Source organism: Rhodoferax sp. (genome assembly GCF_039922535.1).
GTDB lineage: Bacteria > Pseudomonadota > Gammaproteobacteria > Burkholderiales > Burkholderiaceae_C > Rhodoferax_B.
This window is the reverse complement of the sequence record NZ_JBDTEM010000321.1, coordinates 1-1,778: the sequence shown is the minus strand read 5'-3', so window position 1 is coordinate 1,778 and position 1,778 is coordinate 1. Positions and strand designations below refer to the sequence as shown.

2 protein-coding genes and 1 pseudogene are annotated in these 1,778 nt (G+C 65.9%); all 3 read left to right on the top strand.

Annotated elements, in window-relative coordinates; genetic code table 11:
* Nucleotides 1–483: SbcC/MukB-like Walker B domain-containing protein (locus tag ABI213_RS15355; RefSeq protein WP_348027728.1), on the top strand; the 483-nt coding region annotated here is incomplete at its 5' end.
* A complete protein-coding gene (locus ABI213_RS15350; RefSeq protein ID WP_348027726.1) occupies nt 480–1,607 on the top strand; it encodes a DUF3322 domain-containing protein in 1,128 nt (375 codons plus the stop codon). The genes ABI213_RS15355 and ABI213_RS15350, both read left to right, overlap by 4 nt.
* Nucleotides 1,604–1,778, top strand: a pseudogene (locus ABI213_RS15345) (cobalamin biosynthesis protein); the annotation flags it as partial. The gene ABI213_RS15350 and the pseudogene ABI213_RS15345, both read left to right, overlap by 4 nt.

Genomic DNA, 1,778 nt, shown 5'->3' with positions numbered 1-1,778 from the left:
GACGGTACCGGCGAGGCCGACCGCCGCTGGACCGCCAAGGTCACCGATGTGCGCAACTGTTTCGTGTTTGCTGCCAGTGAACGCTGGCGCGAAGACGAACGCGAACACGAGCACTACAGCGACTCGGGAGGCAAGTCTGGCGGGCAAAAAGAAAAGTTGGCCTATACCATTTTGGCGGCCAGCCTGGCCTACCAGTTTGGCCTGGAATGGGGCGCAGAGCGCTCGCGCAGCTTTCGCTTTGTGGTGATTGACGAGGCCTTTGGCCGGGGCTCGGACGAGTCGGCGCAGTACGGGCTGCAGCTGTTCCAAAAGCTCAACTTGCAGCTGCTGATCGTCACCCCGCTGCAAAAAATCCACATCATCGAACCCTTTGTGGCCAGCGTTGGCTTTGTCAACAACCTGGAAGGCCGCGCCTCCCAGTTGCGCAATCTCAGCATTGAGGAATACCGGGCCGAAAAGCAGCGGCTGGAGGCGGTTGGATGAGCTGGACGAAGCCTGCCGACCTGCGCGCCCAGGTGCAAAAGCTGTGGGACAAAGGCCTGCTGCTGCAAACGCCATTTCCCCTGCGCCTGCGGCTGGTCGGGCCCACCTCTACCGAGCTGGCTGAGCGCTTCGCCGAAGCCACCGACTGGGTGGCCCAACTGCACCGCCTGCCGCAGTTGCGCATTGTTAGGCGCAGCGTGAACCACCGCGTGCTGGGCCAGCAAACCCTGCCTGCCGAACTTTGGCTAGACACGCTCGATGCCGCGCTGGCCTTGGTCGGCAAACAGCCCGACGCGCAACGCCTGCGCGCCCTGGCCGCCAGCACCCCCGCCGTGCTGCAGCCCTGGCTGCACAAACGCCCGCTGGCCGCGCTGGGCTACGCCGCCGCCTGGCCGCGCCTGCTGGCCGTGTTGGCCTGGCTGCAAGCCCACCCGCGCCCCGGCATCTACCTGCGCCAGGTGGACATTCCCGGTGTGGACAGCAAGTTCATCGAAGCCCATCGGGGTGTGCTGGCCGAGCTGTTTGACCTGGCCCTGCCCGCCGAAGCCATCGACGCCAGCACGACCACGTTCGCTCGCCGCTACGGCTTTACCGACAAGCCGCTGCGCATACGCTTTCGGCTGCTGGACGGGCAGAGCGCTTTCGGCAGCGACGTCGGCATCACCCAGGCCGCGTTCGAGCAGTTGGACCTGCCCATCACCCGGTTCGCATGCGTCTTCATCACCGAGAACGAAACCAACTTTCTGGCCTTCCCGCCCGTGCCCAGCAGCATCGTCGTGTTTGGCGCAGGCTACGGCTTCGAGATGCTGGCCGGGGCCGCGTGGCTGCAGCAGTGCAGCGTGTTTTACTGGGGCGATATCGACACCCACGGCTTCGCCATCCTCGACCAACTGCGCGCCCGCGTGCCGCACGCCCAGTCTCTGCTGATGGACTACGCCACCCTCACGGCCCACGCCGACCACTGGGGCACCGAGCCCACCCCCACGCTGCGGGACTTGCCCCGGCTGACGGCGGCGGAAGGCGCGGTGTATGACGCGCTGCGCACCCAGCACCTCAGCCTGCGGCTGGAGCAGGAGCGCGTGGGTTTTGAGTGGCTGCAGCGGGCACTGGCGGTGTTGGCATGAGTGCCTGGATTTTCCCCATCGCACTGCTGCTGGCCCTGGCTATCGACCTGCGCTTTGGCGAACCCCCCGTGCGTTGGCACCCTGTCGTCTGGATGGGCAACTACCTGGGCTGGGCAGGCAAGCGGGTGGCTCCGACCCTGGCGACCCCAGGGCCGGATTACAAGTCTTTTA